The following is a 23251-nucleotide window of genomic DNA, read 5'->3' as shown; positions in this document are numbered from 1 at the left end:
CAACTTATTAATTATGAAAATTGCTTCGAAATTTCTTTCGTTAATGGCACTTGCAGGACTTTTAGTGTTCTCATCTTGTGGTGATGATGATGGAGGTAAGGATAATCCAGAGCCTACAAGAGATGGTATCATTGAAAGTCAGAATGATCCCGATTTAGTTGCTACAGATTTAAAAGGATCTGTAACAGCAGATATTAAATTAGACGCAGCTACAGAATGGACTTTAACTGGGCCATTGGCAGTAAAGTCTGGTGCTACTTTAACCATAGAAGCTGGTACAACTATTAAGGCTATCGCTGGGGGTACAAACGTGTATGTTGTTATCGAAACTGGTGCTAAAATTATGGCCGAAGGTACAGCCGCTAATCCTATCGTAATAACTTCAGCTGCTTCTAATCCACGTTCAGGTGACTGGGGTGGTTTCATTGTAAATGGTCTTGCTCCAATTAGCGGTGGAGGAACATCTACTACAGAAGTATTGCCATTATCTTATGGTGGAGATAAAGTAGATGATAACTCAGGTATCATTAAATACATGATCCTTGAATATACTGGAGCTCGTATCAATGGTGAGAAAGAATTTAACGGCTTTACTTTCTATGCTGTTGGATCTGGAACTACAATTGAGAACATTGCCGTTAACTATGGTGATGATGACGCTGTAGAATTCTTCGGTGGTCGTGTAAATGTTAAAAACATTTTGGCGGTGAATATCAGAGATGATATGTTTGACTGGACTCAAGGTTACCAAGGTACAATTACCAACGCATACGGAATCAGACAGTCAGGTTTTACTGCTGAGTCAGAAGATGTAAGAGGTCTTGAAGGTGACGGAAACTTAGATGGAAATTCACCTGACCAAGAAGGCCAGTCTAACGTAACTTTTAATGGTTTAACTATCATCAATGAAGATGAAACTACAAATTTTGCAGACCTTATTAAAGTAAGAAGAGGATCTTCTATTACAATAACAAACGGTTTTGTGTCTGATGTTGCTACAGCTAGCGACTTCGTAGATTGCACAGATGACAAAGGTCATGCTGCAGGCGGTACTATTACTGTTGTGGGAGCAGGTACAGTTGATATCGAAGATGTTAAATCTGGAGATAATGAGGTGACTGTAAATGCTACAGAAGGTGAGACAGGTGGAGTTGATGCTGCTCTGTTCTCTTGGACAAGCATTCTTAACTAAAATAATATAGTATTGGCGTAGGTTGGTGTGGCTGCAACCAAATAATACACCACTATCAGAGAAATCTGCTACGTCAATATTAGATATGAGGACAACCAGAAATGGTTGTCCTTTTTATTTTATATAGGTATTAATTATATAACATATTAGTAATTTTTACATGTTAAATAAGATTATAATATTATTTAATTTAATCATATCAATTTAAACCAAATAATATTATGAAAAACTTATTTAAATTATTCTTCGTAGCATTAATTGCCTTTGCCAGTCTCAGCTCTTGCGATGAAAGTGAATTGGCAGAGAATCCTAAACCAGAGACCAGCTTGACCGATCTGATTGGTAAAGTAGAAACACGAAAAGCCAGTCAGGAGGAATTAAGCAGTATTCCTAAGCCTTCATCTAATTTGGATCGAGTAGGTTGTATTCTTGGTAATGATGTGCAGTGCGGCAGTGAAGCAACTTCTGAAGTAGAGTACTTCATTCAAAATTGCACTACATATAACAGAGTTTGGCCTCCTTCAGGAGAAGTTAAAACCTATTACTTAGGTCTCTCTTATTATGTAGATAGTGATGATGATATTAACCTAGATCATTATATGAATAATCTTCAAAGTCATGTAACTACTGCAGCAGGTAATGGTGCAGCATTTATATCTGGAGATGTAATTTCATGGCCTTGTAGTAAAGGAACCAATGCAGGTGTTATTGTATATACCGTTTATAAGTAAGTGAATAGAGCCGCAGCCAAATTATGCTGCGGCTTTTACATATTCCTAATTAAACCTTTCCCATTTGAGTTCGTTTTATCATTGGTAGAAAAAATTACTCATGACCAAAACAGTACTCATCACAGGCGGAACCGGACTCATCGGATCCAGACTTACTGAACTTCTTGTTAACCAGGGCTACACTGTAAAATACCTTTCTCGTTCTCCGGAAAAAGTAAAGGGTGTGAAAGCTTATGCCTGGGATATCCAAAAACAAACTATTGATACGGAATGCTTACAAGGAACCGATTACATTATTAATCTGGCCGGTGCAGGTATTGCAGATGAAAAATGGAATAAGGAGCGGAAGAAAGTTCTGTTAGAGAGTAGAACTAAATCTACTGCCTTGCTTAAGGATACTCTCAGGGATAACGATCATTCTGTAAAGGCTGTAATTTCTGCATCAGCTATAGGATATTATGGATCTGACAGCGGTGGAGTCCTAAAAAAAGAGGACAGCCGATTTGGCGATGATTTTCTGGCCACTGTAACTAAGGCCTGGGAGGCAGAAGCCGATATGATTGCTGATCAGGGTATTAGGCTGGTGAAGATTAGAGTTGGTCTTGTATTGTCCGTGGAGGGAGGAGCATTGGAGAAGCTTGCCAAGCCTGCTAAATTTGGTTTAAATGCGCCACTGGGATCAGGAGATCAGTATATGAGCTGGATACATATAGATGACCTATGTGACCAGTTTATCTATGCTATGGAAAACCCGTTAGAGGGTGCTTATAATGGAGTGGCGCCGCACCCGGTTACGAATAAAGTATTTACTAAAGCTACTTCGGCAGCATTACATAAACCTGCATTTTTACCTCCAGTTCCTGCTTTTGCTTTAAAATTAGCATTAGGAGAAATGGCGTCTATGTTATTAGGAGGAAGTAAGGTATCATCCGAAAAGATAGAAAATGCTGGCTATCAGTTTAAATACCCTCATTTAGAAGATGCTTTGAAAGATCTTCTGTCTTAAATCATTTACAGTCGGTTTGTAATCAAAGCATAATTAATTATGTTTATCGGCTGTTTTAATTTTTAGCGGCATCGAAATGGACGAAAATTTTGCGCGTTTCCCAATTATTAACAGCTGAAGGAAGATTTTTTGTCGTTGTATGCCCCTCATGAAAAACACTAATACTTATGAAAGGAAAAAAAAGAAAACAAGAACATATTGAAAACTTTGAAGACCTAACGGAAGACGAGAAAAGAATAATCCGTGCGTTTGAAGAGAAGGACTGGAATGAAATTAAGAGCTATGACTCTTGGGTGATTTTCAAGGTAATGTCAGAGTTTGTAGAAGGATTCGAGAAGTTAGCTAAGATTGGTCCTTGTGTAACTATTTTTGGTTCTGCCAGAACTCGCAACGATCACAAATACTATAAAATGGCTGAGCGCATAGCCGCCAAGTTAGTAAGACATGGCTATGGTGTAATTTCGGGTGGAGGTCCTGGAATTATGGAGGCTGCTAATAAAGGAGCTAAGGCTGAGGGTGGTAAGTCCGTGGGGCTGAACATCATTTTGCCGTTTGAACAAAAGGGAAATGATTACATAGATCCAGATAAACTGATCACTTTTGATTATTTCTTCGTGAGAAAAGTAATGTTCACTAAATACTCACAAGGATTTATTGTAATGCCAGGTGGCTTCGGTACTCTTGATGAATTGTTTGAGGCACTTACACTTATTCAGACCAAGAAAATAGGTAAATTCCCTATTGTTTTGGTAGGTAAAGAATACTGGGGCGGACTTTTAGATTGGATTGAAAACACGATGCTAAACGCCGCTAATAACGTAAGTAAAGAGGACCTTAACCTTTTCAAAATAGTTGAAACTGAGAAAGAAGCAGTAGATGTTATTGACGATTTTTATAACAAATATCTCCTTTCTCCAAATTTTTAAAATTTTATGAAGAATTGCCTGATCAAAGGGCATTCTTCTCTTTTCTTTTTCATAGATTTATTTCCTCCAACAGGTATAATTTAGGAACTATTTAATTGCTCTTAGAATTAATAGTTTCAGGTGTTTAATTTTTTAATCTGTAAAAATCTATGAAATACATTCCCCACGCTCTGTCGTTTCTCACATTCGTAATTGTATGTTTCTACATTAAGTTTGATAATAACAGAGCCGAGCTCAGCAGAACTGATTCAGGACAGCGTCAGAATAATTTACCACTTTATCAGGTAGATCACGCACCCGGGGGAGAATATACAGGTTATTTAAATGCTGTTTCTTTAGATATACCAACAGAGATTAGTTTTGCCGGTGAGCGAGTGCCCTTGGAGATTCCAGATGTAAGAGAAAGGCTTGACCGTGAGTTGCTTATTAATACATACTGGCATAGTTCTACCATTGTACTTATTAAAAAAGCACATCGTTGGTTGCCTCAAATAGAAGAAATTCTGAAAGAAAACGGAGTTCCAGATGATTTTAAATATCTCACAGCCATAGAAGGTGGGTTTGCTAACGTGGTTTCTCCGGCTAATGCAGTTGGTTTCTGGCAAATATTGGAATCTTCAGGAGAAGAAAACGGACTTGAGATAGATAGAGAAGTGGATGAAAGGTATGATCCGCTAAAAGCCACTGAGGCAGCTTGCAAATACTTGAAAAAGTCATACAATAAGTTCGGTAACTGGACTAGCGTGGCAGCCTCTTACAACCGTGGCATGGCAGGGTTACAAAGAGCCATTGATAACCAAAAAGTAGATTCTTACTATGATCTTTTACTTAACGAAGAAACATCACGCTACGTGTTTAGGATTTTGGCCATAAAAGAGATTATTGAGCACCCCAAAAAATATGGCTTCAACATCGAAAAACAACACCTTTATGATGCCGAAGAACTTCGCTATGTTGAGGTAGATCACGACATCAAAGACCTTATCGCTTTTGCCCATGATCAGGGTATTAACTACAAGTTATTGAAAAGACATAATCCATGGTTAAGAGATGACCATTTAGACGTGTCTAGAAATAAAACCTATAAAATCGCTATCCCGGTTAATCCATAGTAGTAAAAGATTTCGTAAATTAAGTTAGGAAAGTGATCTGTCCATTGGCTGACAGATCCTTTACATTATAGGTCGATCGCTAACACAATTGGCACCTTTCTGTTATCTTTCCAGATATCGAAATTTAACTTACGTAAATCACTAACCATGGAAAAAACCTACTACGATCCCGCCGACCTTAAGAAATTTGGAGATGTAGCAGATTTCGGCCCTGAGCTGGCCAAGAAGTTTTTTGACTATTACGGAGACGTATTTAAAGAAGGAGCTTTGACAGCCAGGGAAAAATCTTTAATTGCTTTAGCCGTGGCGCATGCCATTCAATGTCCTTATTGCATAGATGCGTATACATCTGATTCATTAGAAAAAGGAATTACCGAAAAGCAAATGATGGAAGCCGTGCATGTCACTACAGCCATCCGTGGTGGAGCATCATTAGTACACAGTGTGCAGATGATGAATAAAGCAAAAAAGCTTTCCATGTAATTAAAAATCCTTTATGATTAAGTCACTTCAAGCTACACAACATAAACTTTCTGATACAAGAGAGCAATTACAGGTGCTCTCTAATGGTATTTTTAAGGATGGTACTCTGCCTACTTTTAAGAATAAGCTGGAGCCAATAAATGAGTTTCCTCTAAAACCAGGTCAAATAGAAATATTTCAGGTAAATGTGGGCTATATGTGTAATCAGGTCTGCAAGCATTGTCATGTAGATGCCGGGCCTGATAGAAAGGAAATCATGACTAGAGAAACTATGCAGCAATGTATAGATGTCATAAAGAAAACTAATATACATACACTCGATCTTACTGGTGGAGCTCCTGAAATGAACCCAGATTTTAGGTGGTTTGTGGAGGAGGCGTGCAAGGCCGGTGTTGAAGAAATCATAGTTAGATCTAATCTCACTATTATACTAGCCAACCCTAAATATCATGATTTACCTGAGTTCTTCAAGAAAAATAATGTTAGGGTAGTGTCTTCTTTACCTTTCTATCAGCCAGATAAAACTGATAGACAACGTGGCGAAGGCGTTTTTGATAAGTCGATAAAAGCCCTGCAAATGTTAAATGAGGTCGGTTATGGACAGGCAGGATCAGGACTAGTTATTGATTTGGTCTACAACCCCAGCGGAGCTTTTTTGCCAGGTGATCAGTCTCAGCTGGAAAGGGATTTTAAAAAAGAGCTGAAAGAAAATTATAATATAGACTTCAATAGCCTTTTTACAATCACTAACTTACCCATAAGCCGCTTTTTAGATTTTCTTTTAAGATCGGATAATTACGAAGATTACATGGAAAAGCTGGTGATGTCTTTTAATCCTGCTGCAGTGAAGGGGGTAATGTGCAGAAATACTATCTCCGTGGATTATGAAGGGTATTTATATGATTGTGATTTTAATCAAATGCTAGACTTAAAGGTGGAGAAAGCAGCAGGCCAGCACATTAAAGATTTCGATCTGAACAAACTTGAAAATAGAAATATAATAATCAACCAACATTGCTATGGCTGCACCGCCGGAGCTGGATCTAGCTGCCAGGGTACCGTAGCATAGTATATACTTTGAAATGACATTAGAAACTATAAGAGAAACCACCAGCTTTTTGCAAGGTCAGGGTTTCGATTCGCCCGAGGTAGGTATAATTTTGGGCACAGGCTTAGGAAAAACCTTCGTTGAGGAAATTGATATTAAGGCAGAGATAGCTTACCAAGATATTCCTCATTTCCCTGAAGCTACTGTTGAGTTTCACCATGGCAGACTCATTTATGGAGAGCTTGCCGGTAAAAAAGTAGTGGCTATGCAGGGACGCTTTCATTACTATGAGGGCTATACCATGCAGCAAGTTACGTTCCCTGTGAGGGTAATGAAAATGTTAGGAGTGAAGCATTTCTTAGTCTCCAATGCGGCAGGTAATATGAATCTGGCCTGGGAAAAAGGTGATCTTATGCTCATAGAAGATCATATCAATCTTCAACCTGAAAATCCTTTAGTAGGACCCAATATTGATGAGCTAGGCCCAAGGTTTCCAGATATGAGTCAGCCCTATGATGAGCATCTGGGAAATACTTTAATGGACTTGGCGTATGACCATAACATCAGACTGCACAGAGGAGTGTACGTGGCTGTAACAGGTCCAAATCTGGAAACGAGAGCGGAGTACAAATACCTGCGAAAGATTGGTGCCGATGTGGTTGGCATGTCTACTGTGCCAGAGGTGATAGTGGCTAATCATATGAGCTTGCCATGTTGTGCCGTGTCTGTGCTTACAGATGATTGCGACCCTGATAATTTAAAACCGGTGAGTATTGAAGAGATTATAGCTATTGCTGGAAAAGCAGAGGTGAAATTAACTGCCCTATTTATAAAACTAATAGAGAAACTATAGAGATGAGTTCATATTTAGAAACCACCAAAAATGTATATAAGAAAGCAGCAGAATCGCCTGATGTAGGTCTTTGCTGTACCACTACTCCCGTATGGCAGTTGCCAGGTCTTTCTATACCCAAAGTGATGCTGGATATGAACTATGGGTGTGGTAGCACAGTCCATCCACGGGACTTGGTGAATGATCCCACAGTCCTTTATGTCGGTGTTGGCGGAGGAATGGAATTATTGCAGTTCTCATATTTTAGCCGGAAGCAAGGCGGAGTTGTAGGTTTAGATGTGGTGCCTGAAATGTTGGCTGCCAGTGAAAGGAATTTTAAAGAAGCGGAACAACAAAATGATTGGTTCAGCTCAGATTTCATAGATCTTCGAGAGGGAGATGCCTTAAATCTACCTGTAGAAGATAGCTCAATTGATGTTGCTGCACAAAATTGCCTTTTTAATATTTTCACCACAGAAGACCTTAAAATTGCATTAGCTGAAATGTATCGAGTGCTAAAGCCGAACGGTAGACTGGTGCTTTCAGATCCTATTTGTGATCAGGCCATGCCTGAAGAACTAAAAAATGATGAGGAGTTAAGAGCGCTGTGTTTAAGCGGTGCGCTGCCACTTTCTGAATACATTAAATTAATCACCGATGCAGGTTTTGGAACCGTAGAAATAAGAGCCAAAAGACCTTATAGAATTCTGGATCCTAAGCACTACAATACTAGTCAGAGAATTTTCATTGAAAGTGTAGAAGTCTGCGCCATTAAGGATCCTATGCCTTCAGATGGTCCATGTGTATTTACAGGTAAGGCAGCTATCTATTTTGGTGATGAAGAATATTTTGATGATAAAAAAGGCCATGTGCTGATGCCTAACCAGCCCCTGGCAGTTTGTGATAAAACAGCTAAGGCACTTGCTGACTTGAAACGTGAGGATATCTACATTTCAGAAAGCACTTATTTTTATGATGGTGGCGGTTGCTGCTGAAACCCATCAGTTCAATTGTATGTTTAAAGAAGAGAAAGGATAGTGATGAGAGCATTGAAAAGCATATTTATAATATTAATAATTTTTACTATGATCATTGAATCTAAGGCTCAAGAAAACCAGAGCCATGAAAATAATCCCTATTATTCCCGAACTGACACTTCAAAACTCAATATCTCAAATGAAGAGTGGAAAAAAATATTACCACCTGATCTTTATGCGGTAGCTAGGCAAGCTGCAACCGAGAGAGCGTTTACTGGAAAGTTTTGGAATACTGATGCTTTAGGCACCTACTATTGTGCTGTGTGTGGCAATAAGCTGTTTTATTCAGATGCTAAATTCGCCAGCAGTTGTGGGTGGCCAAGTTTTTACGAGGCCGTTCGTGAAAATAGTGTGATCTATAAAGATGATAACTCCTTTGGGATGCACAGAATAGAAGTGCTCTGCGGCAGATGCGACTCTCATTTAGGACACATTTTTGATGATGGCCCAGCTCCAACCTTTAAAAGATTCTGTATGAACAGCGTTTCATTAGACTTTGAACCCGGTACAGCAGAGTAATTAATTTCATATCATACAGTTATAAAAATTTTCAGCAGTTGCATTTAAACATTCTAAGGTTCAATTTTGTGGTTTATTCCAAAATCAAACCCAAATAGCCTATGATCGCAGAAGAGGAAGTAAAAAATGATAGCGAAGGATACGATATAACAGGCTATGAAAATATTGAGATTATAGGTGCCAGAGAGCACAATCTCAAGAATGTAAACCTTACCTTTCCAAGAAATACTTTAGTTACCATAACGGGTATTAGCGGTAGCGGTAAGTCTTCATTAGCCTTTGATACCATATATGCTGAAGGGCAGCGTAGATATATGGAAAGTTTCAGTGCCTACGCCAGATCATTTATCGGAAACCTGGAGCGACCTGATGTGGATAAGATCAATGGTCTTAGCCCGGTTATTTCAATAGAGCAGAAAACTACGTCTAGAAATCCGAGGTCTACTGTGGGTACGGTGACGGAGATTTATGACTTTATGCGTTTGCTTTATGCCAGAGCAGGAGAAGCATTTTCGTACTCTACTGGCGAGCGCATGGTGAGACAGTCAGAAGATCAAATTCTGGATCATATTCTCTCCAATTTTGATGGTCAGAAGCTAACCATTCTCGCTCCAGTGGTAAAAGGGCGTAAAGGTCATTATAGAGAGCTGTTCCAGCAGATCCGTAAAAATGGCTACTCCAAAGTAAGGGTGGATGGTGAACTGCAAGAGCTAGTGCCAAAAATGCAGGTAGATCGATACAAAACCCATGATATTGAGGTGGTTATCGATCGAATTGTGGTAGCAGAAAAAGATAGATATAGGATTAGCCAGTCTATAAAAACGGCTTTAAAGCAAGGTGAAGGAGTATTAATGCTTCTAGATCAGGAAGATAATATTCACCACTTTTCTAAATATCTAATGGATCCGGTTTCAGGCCTTTCTTATGATGAGCCTGCTCCAAATACATTTTCTTTTAACTCTCCCTATGGAGCCTGTCCCAAATGTAATGGCCTTGGTGAGATAGAAGAAATTACTGAAGAATCAGTAATTCCGGATAAGTCATTGAGTATTAGCAGAGGAGGTATTTTACCGCTTGGAGAATATAGAGATATATGGATTTTCAAGAAGATACAGGCCATTCTCAAAAGGCATAAGGTGGCGCTCACCACTCCAATTGAGAAAATCCCTCAGGAGGTAATAGATGTCTTGCTTTATGGTGATAGTGTGCCGGTAGCTGTGAAATCAGTAAAATACCCTGGCACTGACTGGAATACAAAATTCGAAGGAATCATCAAATTTCTGGAAAAGCAGAAAGAAGGTGGTTCTGATAAAATACAAAAGTGGGTTAATGACTTCACTGTTACAACTACTTGTCCTGAATGTAACGGTGCCAGGTTAAAAAAGGAAGCTTTACATTTCCTGATTGACCATCATAATATTTCGCAGTTAGCCGAATTTGACATTCGCACTTTATGGACTTGGTTCGACGGTCTTGAGCTAAGGCTTTCGGATAAGCAAAATGTTATAGCAGCTGAAGTATTAAAAGAAATCCGAAAAAGAATTGGCTTCTTGTTAGATGTGGGGCTTGATTACCTACACCTGAATAGGCCGCTAAGAACACTTTCTGGTGGTGAAGCGCAGCGAATTAGGCTAGCTACCCAAATAGGTACTCAGTTAGTGGGCGTACTTTATATTCTGGATGAGCCGAGTATTGGTCTGCATCAGCGAGATAACGTTAAGCTTATCAAGGCATTGAAAGATTTACGAGATCTTGGAAATACGGTCATTGTAGTGGAGCATGATAAAGATATGATGCTGGCTTCTGACTATGTTATAGATATTGGCCCTGGTGCAGGTAGACATGGAGGTCAGGTGGTAGCGCAAGGTCCGCCGCAAGAGTTTTTGAAGCAAAAGAGTGCCACCGCAGCATACCTTAATAATCAAAGACAAATTGAAGTTCCGAAAGAGCGAAGAAAGGGTAGCGGAAAAAAATTGAAATTGACCGGGGCCAGTGGAAATAACTTGAAAGGTGTAGATCTTCAAGTTCCTCTAGGTACTTTAACATTAATAACCGGGGTGTCTGGTAGCGGAAAATCCACCCTAATTCATGATACCCTTTTCCCTATTTTAAATCAAAAATTCTATAATTCTAGAAGAGAGCCGTTAGCATATAAAAAAGTGACTGGCCTTGAGCATTTAGATAAGGTGATAGAAGTAGACCAATCGCCAATCGGAAGAACGCCGCGTTCTAATCCAGCTACTTATACCGGGGTTTTCACGGACATAAGAGCGCTGTTTTCAGAACTGCCTGAAGCAAAAATTAGAGGCTATAAGCCAGGTCGGTTTTCCTTTAACGTTAAGGGAGGTAGATGTGAAACCTGTGAAGGTGCTGGTCTAAGGCTGATTGAGATGGATTTCTTGCCAGATGTTCATGTGCCATGCGAAACCTGTAAGGGTAAGAGGTATAATAGAGAGACATTGGAAGTAAGATTTAAAGGTAAATCTATCTCTGACGTGCTGGAAATGACTGTGGAAGAGGCAACAGAATTCTTCGAGCATCAACCGAAGATCGTAAGAAAGATCAAGACTCTTAATGAAGTTGGTCTTGGGTATATTTCTCTTGGACAGCACGCCACCACGTTATCTGGTGGAGAGGCTCAGCGTGTTAAGTTAGCCACCGAGCTTTCTAAAAAAGATACTGGTAAAACATTTTACATTCTTGATGAGCCTACCACAGGTTTACACTTTCAAGATATTCAGCACCTGTTAGATGTGCTCAATAGATTGGTAGAAAAAGGAAATACAGTTTTGGTCATTGAGCATAACCTTGATGTAATTAAGGTGGCAGATCATATTGTAGATCTGGGACCTGAGGGAGGTAACGGTGGAGGTAGAATAGTTACTTCTGGTACTCCGGAAAAAGTGGCTGAAAATGAAGAAAGCTTCACGGCTAAGTACCTGAAATTGGAATTGTAATTGTTAAAAATTCTTAAAATAAAAAATGCCGCTTTTTACAGCGGCATTTTCATTCAACCAAAACCTTGAAAATTATCAACTATGAATTATTGCTTATCTCTAAAAGCATATTTTTCTTAAAAGAGTTCCACTCAAAAGAAAAATTAAAATAACTCTTTAGAATTCTTTATTTAATTCCCCCGGGATTAATATTGCAGAGGTCTTTACAACTTATTTTTATGAAAGAAGCCAATCAAAAAAACATCCCGATTCCCGCTTCAAAATATCCAAGACTCATCGTTATAGGAGGAGGATTCGCCGGAGTTAAGCTCATCAAAAAGTTAAGTAAGCAGCCCTTGCAAATAGTACTTTTCGATAGGAATAATTATCACACTTTTCAACCCTTATTATATCAGGTAGCCACGGCAGGATTAGAGCCGGATTCCATAGCTGATCCACTACGAAAGCAGCTGGAGCCAGTTAGGGATTTTTTCTTTAGAATGGCCGAGGTGTACTCTATTAATCACCAGGAAAAATACATCACCACGGAAATAGGTGATATGTCTTTTGACTATTTGGTGATAGCAACTGGCTCAAAGACCAATTACTTTGGTAATGAGTCTATTATGACGCATGCTTTTCCATTGAAGCAAATACCACAGGCACTTGACTTGCGTAGCCATATTCTTCAAAATTTTGAGGCGGCTACCATTACCACGGATCCAGATAAAATGGAATGCATGATGAACCTGGCCATTGTGGGTGGTGGACCTACGGGTGTGGAGGTAGCCGGTGCTTTAGGTGAATTGAAAAAGAACATCCTCCCTGCAGATTATCCTGAATTGGATTTCGATAAAATGAACATTATTCTTTTAGAAGGGGCAGATAAGTTGCTTTCTGCCATGTCTGGATTCGCTTCTAAAAGAGCCCTTAAATATCTAAAGAAGTTTGATGTAGAGGTTAGGCTTAAAACCTTAGTGACTTCTTACGACGGCATTACTGCCAAATTGAATAATGGTGATGAGATCAAAACTTGCACACTTATATGGGCAGCAGGTGTTCAGGGTAACTATCCTGATGGCCTGGAAGATGACATGGTGGAGCGTGGCCGTTTAAAAGTTGATGGCTTCAATAAGATAGAAGGCACTGATAATATTTATGCCATTGGAGATATCGCCTTAATGAAGGCTGATGAAGATTATCCTAACGGACACCCGATGTTGGCGCCAGTAGCCATCCAGCAGGGAGATCATCTGGCCTCGAATATTGCCAAGATGCTGAAGGGCAAAGAACCTAAAAAATTTAAGTATAAAGACAAAGGTTCTATGGCCACTATCGGTAGAAATAAGGCCGTAGTGGATATGGGTAAATTAAGATTTGGAGGCTTTGTGGCCTGGCTTATCTGGATGTTTATCCATTTAATATCAATCATAGGCTTTAGAAATAGACTAATCGTATTTAGTAACTGGGTGTGGAATTATTTTACTTACGATAAGGGTACCAGGCTCATTATTCGTAAGTTCATACCTGGAAATAAAATAAAAGAGGAATGAAGGATTCCATAATTCAATATTTGGTAGGCGGAGCCATGCTCTGCTTTGCCATTTATCAGATAGTGCGACAAGATTACTGGGAATTTAGTTTGTACGTGACGGCGGGTTTAGCTTTTGTGGTTATGGGGCTTATTAAAAATGACGCTCTTCCCCAGTATAAAAAGCTGTTAAATGTAGTTTCATGGCTCTTAATAATTGGTGCAGGTCTTCTATTCTTGTTTCTAATACAAACCGAGGCATAATTCCACTGGAATCAGCATCCTCCCATTGGTAAAAAAATAATGTCTAAACTTAAAATATTGAATAGCTTTACATAGAACGAGTTTAAGATCTATTGAATAAGCATAAATTATATTGGATCCTCCAGGTGGGCGGATGGTTGTTTTACACCTTGGTTCAGATATTTGGGTTCATTGTATTCGAAGGAAAAGCGGTTCATGCTTTTCAAATAATATTTTGGTTTATTGAAGGTGGTATCTTCTTGCTGGCCAGCCATATATTTAGAAATATCATTGTAAATAGAGGTTGGCTGGTGCTACATATGCCAAGACTGATCCCGAGAATCATAGCTTCTGTTTTGGCACTTGGCTTTCTGGTTTATGCTGCTAGAATTTTAGTCAGTTATCTTTTCAAGATTTATAATCCTTCAATGATCTTTGATCCCTCGAAGGTGATTGCACTCAGCATTACTTTTGCCTTAATTCTATTCGTGTGGGCAGTTTTATACTTCATTTATCATTATTTCGAAAAATATAATCTTTCTCTGCAGCATGAGGCTGCTATAAATGAGATAGAGCTTAATAATCTCAAATCTCAATTAAACCCACATTTCATTTTCAATGCGCTAAATAGCATTCGGGCATTAGTGGATGAAAATCCGATGAAGTCTAAAAATGCTATCACCCAACTTTCTAATATTCTACGTAATTCCCTTATATCAGATAAAAAAAGACTCACTAAATTTGAAGATGAGCTAAATACCGTAAAAGATTATTTAAGTTTAGAAAGTATTCGTTTTGAGGAGCGACTGGTCACCAAATTTGAGATCCATCCAGATTCATATGAATTCCTGGTTCCCCCACTTATGTTACAAACATTAGTTGAGAACGGTATTAAACATGGAATCTCTAGGCTTAAAGAAGGTGGTATTATATATTTAAAAACTACTATTTCAGATTCTCAACTTAAAGTACAGATCAGAAATAGCGGGCAACTGAACGAAGGTTCAGAAGATATTCAAGTGGATGACAAGCCGGGCTTAGGCCTGAAAAACACCAGAAAAAGGCTTAAGCTTTTGTATGGCGAAGAGGCATACTTGAAGATTTTTAATGAAACAGATAATATTGTAGTAACAGAACTAGTAATACCTAAAGAATGAAGGCATTAATTATAGATGACGAGAGATTAGCGAGGAAGGAGCTGATTAATTTATTAAAGGATTATAGTCAAATAGAAATAGTAGGTGAGGCGGCCAATGCTGATGAAGCGTTTGAGATGATCAATGAGCTGCACCCTGATTTATTGTTTCTGGATATACAAATGCCAGGTAAAACGGGTTTTGAGTTACTGGAGATGTTGGATAATGTGCCACATGTGATTTTTACTACAGCCTATGACGAGTTTGCATTGAAGGCTTTTGAAGTGAATGCTCTAGACTATTTACTAAAACCTATCCAAACCGAACGTTTAAACGAAAGCCTAAATAAGCTTTTGAAAAAATCAGAGCCTGTTAAAGAAGTGGCCATTGAGGATCAGAAGAAATTAACTCTATCTGATCAGGTATTTGTGAAGGATGGAGATAAATGCTGGTTTGTAAGATTATCTGATGTTAGGCTTTTTGAATCTGACGGTAATTATATCAAAGTATATTTTGATAATAATAAGCCAATGATCCATAAGTCCTTGAATGCCCTGGATGAAAAATTGGATACACGCAGCTTTTTCAGAGCCAGCCGAAAGCACATCGTAAACTTAAGCTGGGTAGAAAGTATCGAGCCCTGGTTTAACGGAGGTCTTATGGTTAAACTAAAAGGTGGTGATAAAGTAGAGGTTAGCAGAAGACAAGCAGCTAAATTCAAGGAAATGATGAGTCTCTAATTGAGATTCATCAAGAGTTGTTACCCCTTAGGATATTGATCAAATCCTCTTCTACGTGCCAGTCTCTAGCAAGCTGAAGCATTGCTGTTGCCTCTAGTTCGGTAACATAGCCCTTCAAATTGTTCGCTTTCCAAACCATGTCAATATAAAATACACGCTTATCTTTTGGGTAGTCACCAATAATGGTATTTAAATATTCACGAGCTCTTTCAAAGGAGTTGAAGTAGTCTTCCGCAATAAAATCATTTACCCACTGCATTTCTTCTTGTCCATCAATTTCATTGGTGGTCTCTTCAAGGTTTTTACGTTCCTCGTCATCGAGTCCATGGTAATGGAAAATCACAGATTTTAATAGTAGGTATGCTTTTTTTTCTTCGCTATCCATTTCAATCGGCGTCAGGCAGTAGGTTTGGTTTAAAATGATTTAACTATTCGTGGACTATACTACAAAGTAAACAAATGCTTCTCAAAAAGAATGACTCTTGTCCAGATTTATAACATCCCCTTTAAGAAAGTTAATATCATTATTTTACATAGCAAAGATCAACTATAATCTTTTTACACAAATAATGCGGATGAAATTTCGTCAGCTAACAATAGACCTTCTTCTGTCAATTTCAGACTTGTTCCCTCAAGCATTGCAAACTTATTGGAAATCAAATCGTTGAGATATGAATACTTTCTCGAATAGAGATCGTAACCATGCTTATCTTTAAGATAACTCAAATCACATCCCCAAATTGTTCTAATTGTCGTTAAAATATACTCATTTATTTTCTCCTCCAGGGTGAGCACTTCAAAGTCAGCTGGCACCGTTCCTTCTTGTATACTGCTCATATACTTGTGGTTATGGCTTACATTAAATTGTCTCTCCGTCATATTATAAGAATGAGCTCCCGGACCTAGCCCTAGATATTTCTTCTGTTTCCAATAGTTCGAATTATGCCTTGAATATTTTTCAGGGAGGCAAAAATTAGAAACTTCATAATGTAAATATCCTGCTGATATTAATTGACTAATTAACATATCGTACTGCTCAGCCTCAAATTCTTCATCCTGTTTTGGGAATTGGCCTTTCTTTGCCCTATGACCAAAGACTGTTTGAGGCTCTATTGTCAAGCAATAAGAAGATATGTGCTCAGGCTTTATCTCAAGGATAGTTTTTAAATCGCTTTTCCATCCAATGTGGTTATTGATTGAAATACCATAGATGAGATCAATGCTTATATTCTCAAAACCAGCTTCTCTAGCCCAATGTATAGAATTTAGGGCTTGATCACGATTATGTGCCCTATTTAGAAATTTTAAAACATCCTCAGAGAATGATTGAATCCCTATACTTAGTCGATTAATGCCTGACTCAGATAGTTCTCCAAGCTTCTTTAGATCTAAATCATCAGGGTTGGCCTCAAATGAAATCTCCGCGTTTTCATTAATGTTATGATATTTGGCTAAAGTATTAAGAATCTGGTCCACTTGACCTTGACTAAGCAATGAAGGGGTGCCGCCACCAAAATAAACAGTGTCAATAACTTCCCTTTCTAAATAATTGCGTTGTAATTTTATTTCATCACAAATTGCTGCTGTCATTTGAGCCACATAACTTTGATTTGTGCTGAAATGAAAATCGCAGTAGTGACATGCTTGCTTGCAGAACGGAATATGGATGTAGATACCTGCCATTTGAGAATAATTGCAAACTTAAAGTTTTTAGTAAGGATTACGTGCCTGGCAGGTCTTATACTTTTGTCTCCTCAGGTTTTTGCACAAACATATCTAATCAACTATTATGATCTCGAGCAAGACTCTCCCTATGCCACCCAAATGGTTTCTGATAGTATATTGATTGCGGGCAATATTAAAAATGAACTTAGAGAAAAGGTATACCAAGGATATTTGTCTGCTCAGATATCAGAATTAAATCAGCAAGATTCGGTTGTCAATGTCATTATTGAAAGAGGCCAGATATTCGAATGGGCCAGGTTGTCTGCCGGAAACGTGCCAGAGACCTTGTTAAGTAAAGCAGGATTTAGAGAAAGATTCTTTTCTAATAAGCCATTCAAGATCAAGGAGCTAACCAGGCTTTTCGAAGGAATAATAAAGCAGAGTGAAAACAGCGGACTTCCATTTGCATCTGTAATGTTAGATTCCCTTACAATTGTTGGTGGAAGTGTTGAAAGTACCTTGTTATACGAGGCGGGGCCTTCGATCACTTATGATAGCTTGGTGGTTCAGGGAAATGTAAATGTTAAAGATAAGTGGCTGGCTAATTATTTGCGTTTGAGTTACGGTAAACCTTTTCAACAAAAGAATATTGATGAAATCGGTAAACTTATTTCTCAGTTAAATTTTCTGATTTTAGAAAAAGAGCCAGAAATAACTTTTCAAAATGACCAGGCGAGGGTCATCCTAAGTTTAAAGCATAAAAAAGCTGACTACATAGATGGAGTTATTGGCTTTTTGCCCAATGCTCAGGCCGATGGAAGGCTCATGGTCACAGGCCAGTTTGATCTTAGGCTTTCAAACCTCTTTAGAAGTGGAAAATCCTTTGAGGTAGAATGGAAAAGATTAAAGCCAGAGTCACAGTTGCTCGATATGTCTTTGCAGCTTCCAAATATTTTGAGTACTCCTTTAAATGTTGAGTTTAACTTTAACCTTTTTAAAGAAGATAGCACCTTTATTAATCGCAGTGGTTTAATAGGCCTGAATTACTCATTCAGGAAAAATAATATCGCTTTTTTAAATGAATTCACTTCTTCAAGAAAGCTCACCAGTACTGATAACTCTGAGATTGTCCCCAATCTGGATCTTAATTATTATGGTGTAGTGTATAGGCGAAGTGATCCTAACATAAGTGAAGTAGGTAAATCAGCGTTACAGCTACTATTTAGTGGAGCGCTTGGAAATAAAAAGGTTAGTCAGGCAACTCTTCCAGGTTTAGTTACTTCAGATAGTCTCAATTCTGAGTCAGTCCAATATAAACTGCAGGGTATGATTCATTATTCTTTTCCTTTGACTAAATATTTTAAGTTGAACCATAAATTATCCGGGGCTGCACTCATAAACGATCATTTATATATAAATGATCTTTTCAGAGTAGGCGGCCTAAAATCTCTAAGAGGATTTAATGAGAATAACTTTTATGCATCAAGCTATTTTTTATCCAATGTACAACTAGAGTGGTATTTTAATTATGACTCATATTTGTATTTGTTTTATGATCAATCTGTTATGCGAAATAAGGTAAGTTCAATGGGACTAACTGCACCACTGGGGGCAGGCTTAGGTTTATCACTTCCAACGGGTAATGGGCGAGTTAATTTGGCTTATGCCATAGGGAGATCTGATGAACAACCTTTTAGTGCAAGACTTTCTAAATTTCATTTCGGTTATGTGGCCAATTTCTAATAAATTGCGACTCAGTAAAAATTATATCATTTGATAAGAATACTCACTATATTTCTTTTGCTTCAGCTTTCTGCCGAAGCTGCCACTATTGATACCACTGTTGTGCGTAATCTTAATGAAGATTGGTACTTCGTGGATAATGATGGGTATTTGCCTCTTATAGACAAAACCAATTATCAGAAAAGTACCATTCACTTTACGCTGAAAGAAAAGGAATATGAGGGTAAAAGTTTGTTGCTAAAATCCTCCGATCCTGTTTCAGTTTTTCTTAATAATGATTTAGCCTTAATATTAAAAGGTACTAGGTTATTGTCTATTGATAGTCTTCAGGGTCTATATCAATCCGACTTACGGTTTACTTTATATAATAAAAACTTAAATGTTTTTAACCTTACTACTCAAGTGCTATCTATTAGCACAGCTGATTCAGCTCCATTATCTTGAGATTTGGTGTTAATAAAGCAAAGAAGACAAAGTAATTTCAACAATGTGATTTTTGTGTCTATACTAATACTGGCAATTTTCCTGGCGGTATTGTATAGCTTCTATGTCAATACCTTTATCGAGTTCTTCAAATTGAGGAGAGCCATTGGGGTAAGAGAGATAGATGAGAACCTCTTAAAGAATAGACCTCTGAATGGTGTCAATCTCCTTTTTTACCTTTTCCTTAGTTTGCTTATAGGACTTACGGTATTCTTCTGTGCTAATCTGTCACAGATTTTCCAGGATATAGGAATGTTCAGAGCTGATACATTTATAGAGGGGCTTCTTAATTGGATTAAGATTTCCTTACTTATTTTCTTATGGCTAACAATCAAATATTTACTCATAGGAAACCTTACGGGGCTATTTAAGCTTGGTAGTTTTCTGAATTCACATTTTATTAATTATGTGAGAATTTCCATGGTTATTTTCTCAGTTGGATTAGTATTTTTAGTATTCTCTTATTATGGTTTCGGGATAGTATCAGCTAATTATTATATTATTTTGTTTAATATTATGTTAATCTTAATGGGAATTAAGATTATTATCTTGTTTTTTAAGCTATTGAATACTGGTGCGTATAGAACTTTGCATTTATTTTCCTACCTTTGCGGCACAGAAGTAATACCATATATTTTACTTCTGTATTTAGGACTAAATCAACCATTCTGAGTATCTAGAAGTAATTGTTGCGCGAAGATATGACCGATCAAGTGAAAGAAAGGATACGTCCCGTTAAGAGTATCCTGGTGTCTCAGCCGAAACCAAGTAATGATAATTCGCCATATTTCATGTTGGCAGAAAAATACAATATCAAAGTAGATTTTCGTCCATTCATCCAGGTCGATCCTGTATCGATTAAGGAGTTTAGACAGCAAAAGATTGATATTTTAAATCATACTGCCATAATATTTACAAGTAGAAATGCCGTAGACCATTTCTTTAGTATATGTGGTGAGCTGAAAATTGAAATGCCTGCAGATATGAAATACTTCTGTATTTCAGAGCAAACTGCTAACTATCTGCAGAAATATATAGTAATTCGAAAAAGAAAAATTTTTACAGGCCATAGAACAGCTGGAGATCTAATCGAAATTCTTAAGAAACATAAGAATGAGAAATATTTATTCCCATGCTCGGATATAAGAAAGGACGATATACCTGTATTCCTTGGTGAAAATGATTTTAAATTTTCAGAAGCAGTAATATATCGTACAGTAGCTAGTGACTTGTCAGACTTAGAAGATGTTTATTATGACATACTAGCCTTCTTTAGTCCTTCTGGTATTAACTCTCTTTTAGTGAACTTTCCTGACTTCAAACAGAATAACACTAGAATAGCAGCTTTTGGACCTACCACGGCCAAAGCTGTTAGAGAAGCTAATATGATTCTTGATATTGAAGCTCCTTTACCTAATGCACCATCTATGACAGGTGCTATTGAGCTTTATATTAAGAAGGCGAATGGGATCAAATAAGATAGATTTTTATATTAAATTAATGTAAATAAGATATTATCTTCTGCCTTTTATTTAAAAAGGCTTGAATCTATGGTTGAAAATGCTTTATATTTAAGACTGCTTTTTGATTATAGATATGCGTAGGATAATTTTTTACATATCACTGGTGGCGCTATTTTTTAGCTTTAATGGAGCTAGCGCACAGCAAGATGCCCAATTTTCATATTACATGAAGAATATGCTCTTTTATAACCCTGCTTTTGCAGGAAGTGAAGGAGTTACCCAAATGACTTTGATCCATAGAAGACAATGGGCTGGTTATCAAGGTACTTTTGATGATGGTGGTGCACCAACTACCTCTGTCTTTAGTATGACCACTCCCATCTATAGATTTAAGAGTGGATTTGGAGCTCATGTAGTAAATGATCAGCTCGGTCCGATAAATAATTTGGAAATGCAGGTTTCCTATGCCTACCATTTAGGTATAAAGAATTCCAAGCTAAGCTTTGGTTTGCGCGCTGGACTTGTTTCAATGTCAATAGATAGAGATAAATATAATGCTATTGATCCTGATGACGAGATCCTACAAGCAGGAGAGGAATCTCAGATAAGACCAGACATGGCTGTGGGTGTTTATTATAGATCTGAAAAATATTATGCAGGCTTGAGCTTTAATCACATTTTAAAATCAGAATTTAATTTTGGTATAGATGCGATTAGAAATCCTTTCGAAAATCATGCTTATTTTACGTTAGGATATGTTCACGAGGTTAATTTTGATGTAAAAGTTTCTCCCTCAATGCTAGTATATACTGACTTTAATGAGTATAGTTTTGTATTAGGCGGACTTGCATATTATAAAGATCAGATGTGGGGTGGGTTATCTTATCGCCAGTCGGAGGATATAAATGTGTTGCTCGGATACAATTTTTTAAAGGATAAGTCGTTAAGCTTTGGCTATTCGTTCGGTTATGTTATTAGTCAGCAAGATGCCAAGAAACCAACGACACATGAAGTTTTAGTGAGTTATCAATTACCTGTGAACCCTGGCAGTGGGAAGAAAATAGTGAGATCACCGAGGTTCAGACATTAAGCTTTAAAATATTTTGCTTTTAAAAAGAATTTATACAATTTGTGAAATATATTTTTTAACTCTAGCCTGCTAAAAACTATTATACGGGCGAATTTAAATTGATTTTTTTTTATATATTTCCGCTTCAAAAATTTAAAACAAACAAACGGTTGGCTTTAACTGGAATTAAAAGTTAAAGAGTTTAAACAAAAGTGTTATGCATAAAGTTACAAGAAGATTCCTCTACTCATTGTTGTTGTTGGCACCAGCAATATTAGGAGGTTGTGGACTCTTAGGCCTGGGTGGCGGAGGAGGTGACCAAGGCGAACTGGTAGGTGTACAGGGTCGAGAAGGTTGGGTAATGACACTACCTTACGGTATGGTACCTATTCCCGCTGGAACCTTTCATATGGGACAAGCCGATGAAGATCCCGCTTCTACCCAAATCAATTTTAACAAGCAAATTACTATTGGTTCATTCTACATGGATGATACCGAGATAACCAATAATGAATATCGCCAATTTATTAATCGTCTTTTTGAAGACTCAGTGAGTGTTTTAGGAGAGGATAAAATAAGAAGCGATTATTACCCTGATACCACTGTATGGGTGAGAGACTTTGCTCACCACATGGGAGATCCTGTTCAGGATTATTACTACTGGCACCCTGGTTATGATGACTATCCAGTAGTAGGTGTTAACTGGGAGGCTGCTGTATATTTCAGTAAGTGGAGAACTGCTTATTGGGCTGACTACAGAATCAGTGTTGGTGAAGTGCCAATGCCGTCTTTCAGGTTACCAAACGAAGCTGAATGGGAATATGCTGCCAGAGGCGGTAGGGATATGGCTAAATATCCTTGGGGTAACCCTTATATAAGAAACTCTAAAGGTTGTATGCTGGCTAACTTCAAGCCAGGAAGAGGAAACTATTATGATGATGGTTTCGCCTACGCAGCTCCAGTTGCAGAATACTTTGCCAATGACTACGGTTTATATGACATGGCTGGAAATGTTGCAGAGTGGTGTTTGGATGACTTTAGTCCTGTTTCTGTACCTACCGTTTGGGATCTAAACCCTCAATACATCGACAAGCGTACAGATCCAAATAGCGCACAATATGATCCTGAAATTCTTCCTAAGAAAGTAATCAGAGGAGGATCATGGAAAGATGTGGCCTATTACCTAGAAACAGGAACTAGAACTTTTGAATTTAAAGATTCGGTTAGAGCCTATATTGGGTTCAGAAATGCTATGACACATTTGGGTAGATCTTCGGGAGCCGAGTTTTAAACTTTATATTTTTTCATTTTTTTATTTTTTATCAAACCCAATAATTAACTTTCATTAAATTAAAA

23 protein-coding genes are annotated in these 23251 nt (G+C 37.8%); 21 read left to right on the top strand and 2 right to left on the bottom strand.

From position 1 onward, the window contains the following. The first annotated feature begins 13 nt into the window (after positions 1-13). From LVD16_RS02315 to LVD16_RS02245, 15 genes are all read left to right on the top strand, one after another. Entirely contained in the window at positions 14-1192 is a 1179-nt protein-coding gene (locus LVD16_RS02315) for a beta-helix domain-containing protein (protein ID WP_233771972.1), read from the top strand. A 221-nt stretch (positions 1193-1413) separates the two neighbouring features. Further along, positions 1414-1923, top strand: coding sequence for a hypothetical protein (locus LVD16_RS02310; protein ID WP_233771971.1), 510 nt, complete (start codon positions 1414-1416; stop codon positions 1921-1923). Positions 1924-2023: 100 nt separating this feature from the next. Next, positions 2024-2929, top strand: coding sequence for a TIGR01777 family oxidoreductase (locus tag LVD16_RS02305; protein WP_233771970.1), 906 nt, complete (start codon positions 2024-2026; stop codon positions 2927-2929). 167 nt (positions 2930-3096) lie between these two features. After that, positions 3097-3855: an LOG family protein gene (locus LVD16_RS02300; RefSeq protein WP_233771969.1), complete on the top strand. Its 759-nt coding sequence runs from the start codon at positions 3097-3099 to the stop codon at positions 3853-3855. A gap of 149 nt (positions 3856-4004) precedes the next feature. After that, positions 4005-4967, top strand: coding sequence for a lytic transglycosylase domain-containing protein (locus tag LVD16_RS02295; protein WP_233771968.1), 963 nt, complete (start codon positions 4005-4007; stop codon positions 4965-4967). 147 nt (positions 4968-5114) lie between these two features. Then, positions 5115-5450: an arsenosugar biosynthesis-associated peroxidase-like protein gene (locus LVD16_RS02290; protein ID WP_233771967.1), complete on the top strand. Its 336-nt coding sequence runs from the start codon at positions 5115-5117 to the stop codon at positions 5448-5450. 13 nt (positions 5451-5463) lie between these two features. Continuing rightward, the gene (arsS, locus tag LVD16_RS02285; RefSeq protein ID WP_233771966.1) at positions 5464-6519 is read left to right on the top strand and encodes an arsenosugar biosynthesis radical SAM (seleno)protein ArsS; all 1056 of its coding nucleotides are present in this window, start codon (positions 5464-5466) and stop codon (positions 6517-6519) included. Positions 6520-6532: 13 nt separating this feature from the next. Next, entirely contained in the window at positions 6533-7351 is an 819-nt protein-coding gene (locus LVD16_RS02280) for a purine-nucleoside phosphorylase (RefSeq protein ID WP_233771965.1), read from the top strand. A 2-nt stretch (positions 7352-7353) separates the two neighbouring features. After that, positions 7354-8325: an arsenosugar biosynthesis arsenite methyltransferase ArsM gene (gene arsM, locus LVD16_RS02275; RefSeq protein ID WP_233771964.1), complete on the top strand. Its 972-nt coding sequence runs from the start codon at positions 7354-7356 to the stop codon at positions 8323-8325. A gap of 90 nt (positions 8326-8415) precedes the next feature. Continuing rightward, positions 8416-8886: a peptide-methionine (R)-S-oxide reductase MsrB gene (gene msrB / locus LVD16_RS02270; RefSeq protein ID WP_233771963.1), complete on the top strand. Its 471-nt coding sequence runs from the start codon at positions 8416-8418 to the stop codon at positions 8884-8886. A gap of 101 nt (positions 8887-8987) precedes the next feature. Next, positions 8988-11843: an excinuclease ABC subunit UvrA gene (uvrA, locus tag LVD16_RS02265; RefSeq protein WP_233771962.1), complete on the top strand. Its 2856-nt coding sequence runs from the start codon at positions 8988-8990 to the stop codon at positions 11841-11843. 218 nt (positions 11844-12061) lie between these two features. Continuing rightward, positions 12062-13375 (top strand): NAD(P)/FAD-dependent oxidoreductase, encoded by a 1314-nt coding sequence (locus LVD16_RS02260; RefSeq protein ID WP_233771961.1) that lies wholly within the window; start codon positions 12062-12064, stop codon positions 13373-13375. Beyond that, positions 13372-13617 (top strand): hypothetical protein, encoded by a 246-nt coding sequence (locus tag LVD16_RS02255; RefSeq protein WP_233771960.1) that lies wholly within the window; start codon positions 13372-13374, stop codon positions 13615-13617. The genes LVD16_RS02260 and LVD16_RS02255 overlap by 4 nt, the downstream gene beginning before the upstream one ends. Positions 13618-13709: 92 nt before the next feature. Next, complete coding sequence (locus LVD16_RS02250; protein ID WP_233771959.1) at positions 13710-14753, top strand: sensor histidine kinase; 1044 nt, start codon at positions 13710-13712, stop codon at positions 14751-14753. Next, on the top strand, positions 14750-15472 hold the full coding sequence (locus tag LVD16_RS02245) for a LytR/AlgR family response regulator transcription factor (RefSeq protein WP_233771958.1): 723 nt from the start codon (positions 14750-14752) through the stop codon (positions 15470-15472). The genes LVD16_RS02250 and LVD16_RS02245 overlap by 4 nt, the downstream gene beginning before the upstream one ends. A gap of 10 nt (positions 15473-15482) precedes the next feature. Here LVD16_RS02245 and LVD16_RS02240 read toward each other — a convergent pair whose 3' ends face one another. Together LVD16_RS02240 and hemW are read right to left on the bottom strand one after the other, a co-directional pair. Then, complete coding sequence (locus tag LVD16_RS02240; protein ID WP_233771957.1) at positions 15483-15857, bottom strand: hypothetical protein; 375 nt, start codon at positions 15855-15857, stop codon at positions 15483-15485. 173 nt (positions 15858-16030) lie between these two features. Beyond that, a complete protein-coding gene (gene hemW / locus LVD16_RS02235; RefSeq protein ID WP_233771956.1) occupies positions 16031-17155 on the bottom strand; it encodes a radical SAM family heme chaperone HemW in 1125 nt (374 codons plus the stop codon). On the opposite strand from hemW, the gene LVD16_RS02230 reads away from it, so the two are divergent. From LVD16_RS02230 to porK, 6 genes are all read left to right on the top strand, one after another. Next, on the top strand, positions 17093-18880 hold the full coding sequence (locus LVD16_RS02230) for a BamA/TamA family outer membrane protein (protein WP_233771955.1): 1788 nt from the start codon (positions 17093-17095) through the stop codon (positions 18878-18880). The genes hemW and LVD16_RS02230 overlap by 63 nt on opposite strands. Positions 18881-18910: 30 nt before the next feature. Further along, entirely contained in the window at positions 18911-19324 is a 414-nt protein-coding gene (locus LVD16_RS02225; RefSeq protein ID WP_233771954.1) for a hypothetical protein, read from the top strand. Between the two features lie 6 nt (positions 19325-19330). Next, complete coding sequence (locus LVD16_RS27850; protein WP_370687635.1) at positions 19331-20035, top strand: DUF4271 domain-containing protein; 705 nt, start codon at positions 19331-19333, stop codon at positions 20033-20035. Positions 20036-20064: 29 nt separating this feature from the next. Then, positions 20065-20841, top strand: coding sequence for a uroporphyrinogen-III synthase (locus LVD16_RS02220; RefSeq protein ID WP_233771953.1), 777 nt, complete (start codon positions 20065-20067; stop codon positions 20839-20841). A 118-nt stretch (positions 20842-20959) separates the two neighbouring features. Next, positions 20960-21916 (top strand): PorP/SprF family type IX secretion system membrane protein, encoded by a 957-nt coding sequence (locus LVD16_RS02215; RefSeq protein WP_233771952.1) that lies wholly within the window; start codon positions 20960-20962, stop codon positions 21914-21916. A gap of 196 nt (positions 21917-22112) precedes the next feature. Next, entirely contained in the window at positions 22113-23186 is a 1074-nt protein-coding gene (gene porK, locus LVD16_RS02210) for a T9SS ring complex lipoprotein PorK/GldK (RefSeq protein ID WP_233771951.1), read from the top strand. The last annotated feature ends 65 nt before the right edge of the window (positions 23187-23251 follow it).

Origin of the sequence: Fulvivirga ligni (assembly GCF_021389935.1) — a bacterium.
GTDB lineage: Bacteria > Bacteroidota > Bacteroidia > Cytophagales > Cyclobacteriaceae > Fulvivirga > Fulvivirga ligni.
The sequence above is the reverse complement of the archived record's forward strand: the minus strand, read 5'-3'. Positions and strand labels throughout refer to the sequence as shown.